Origin of the sequence: Microcoleus sp. F4-D5 (genome assembly GCF_036704885.1) — a bacterium.
Classification (GTDB): domain Bacteria; phylum Cyanobacteriota; class Cyanobacteriia; order Cyanobacteriales; family Microcoleaceae; genus Microcoleus.
This window is the reverse complement of sequence record NZ_JAUBSX010000202.1, coordinates 1-1,301: the sequence shown is the minus strand read 5'-3', so window position 1 is coordinate 1,301 and position 1,301 is coordinate 1. Positions and strand designations below refer to the sequence as shown.

At 48.6% G+C, this 1,301-nt stretch carries 2 protein-coding genes; both read right to left on the bottom strand.

Annotated elements, in window-relative coordinates:
• Window positions 1-35: 35 nt before the first annotated feature.
• The gene (locus tag QUA80_RS33600) at window positions 36-650 is read right to left on the bottom strand and encodes a transposase (RefSeq protein WP_015211734.1); all 615 of its coding nucleotides are present in this window, start codon (window positions 648-650) and stop codon (window positions 36-38) included.
• A 41-nt stretch (window positions 651-691) separates the two neighbouring features.
• Entirely contained in the window at window positions 692-1,237 is a 546-nt protein-coding gene (locus QUA80_RS33595) for a helix-turn-helix domain-containing protein (protein ID WP_015211735.1), read from the bottom strand.
• Window positions 1,238-1,301 lie beyond the last annotated feature (64 nt).

Below are 1,301 nucleotides of genomic sequence, written 5' to 3'. Positions count from 1 at the left end.
CTAGTAGACGTAGGCGGGAGTTAACCTACCATTGATTATTTCTTCAATGCTTTGCCCGAATAAGTCCATTTGAAGGGTTTAGCCATTGTGCAATTGAAGTAATCGATGAATTCAAGGAGACGGGTTTTGAGTTGAGCTTTACTAAGGAAATTGGCTCGCCTGAGTAACTTACGAACCAAAATACTGAACCAAATCTCAATCTGATTGAGCCAAGAACAATGCTTGGGGGTGAAGTGAAACACGATTTTATGAGTGGGGTCACGCAAGAAATCGGATCGAGTTGGCATCGATTTAAGAATACCCGATACCCCTTTCACCCCGAGAGGAACCTCCAGCCCTTCAAATTTTGCCACAAACCGAACCAAGGATTCCGATTGATGAGTGTTCAAACAATCCATCACCAGATGCCATTTGACAGCATCAGGGTCACTAGCCATCAGGTGTTCGACGTGGCTCAGATAGTCCAACTCAGTTCGGGTATCGCCAATGGTCGCAGCGACCACCTGACCTTGAGCAACATCAAAACTCGCGATTAATGTTTGGGTGCCGTGGCGAATATACTCAAATTCTCGCCGCTCCCGTTTGCCGGGACGCATCCCACGGTCGGCAGACTTGCGCTCGATGGCTTGAATTCCTGTCATCTCATCCATCGAAATCGTCCGCTCTCCCCGCTCGGCACGCTCTATTGCACTCAGGTAGACCTCACAGATGTCTTTGATTTTTTCATCAAACTGTGGGTCGGGGGGGGATTCAACCAGTATTGTGACTGGTGCGGTTTTAAATCGGCTTCTGCCATCAATCTCCCAACATGACGAGGGGAGATGCTGGTGACTATGCCTTGTTTGACCGCTTCATCTGCTAGCTCTCGTGCACTCCAATGACTCAGCGGTCGCCCAGATATTTCCGGTTTCTCACAAGCGAGCGCAAATAATTGAAGAATCTGTTCTAAGCTGAAGGTCATTGGACCTCCGAGTCTCTCGGCATCGGCTAATCGCTGCACCACTTCCAGATTTTTGACACTCAACTCTAACCAACGATGCCGCCACAACGAAGCCATCTCTCGACTGATGTTGAGGGCACGAGCGATTTCTCGATGATTGTATCCTTCGTCTGCTAACAGAATAATCCTGGCTCTTAAGGCAATTTGCTGGGGAGTCCGATGACGGTTGACAATCTGCCACAGTTGCTCTCGTTCTGGCTCTGCCAATTGCAATGGCTTTGGGGCTAGTCTGGGCATCGATCTGTTCTACCTTCTACATCTACATATAAATGGTAGCTCTATTCACGCCCAAGTGTACTAG

What these genes read in the sequence shown, in the direction of transcription:
- QUA80_RS33600 (WP_015211734.1), bottom strand. Translation starts at nt 650, where the DNA reads ATGGATGAGATGACAGGAATTCAAGCCATCGAGCGCAAGTCTGCCGAC.
- QUA80_RS33595 (WP_015211735.1), bottom strand. Translation starts at nt 1,237, where the DNA reads ATGCCCAGACTAGCCCCAAAGCCATTGCAATTGGCAGAGCCAGAACGA.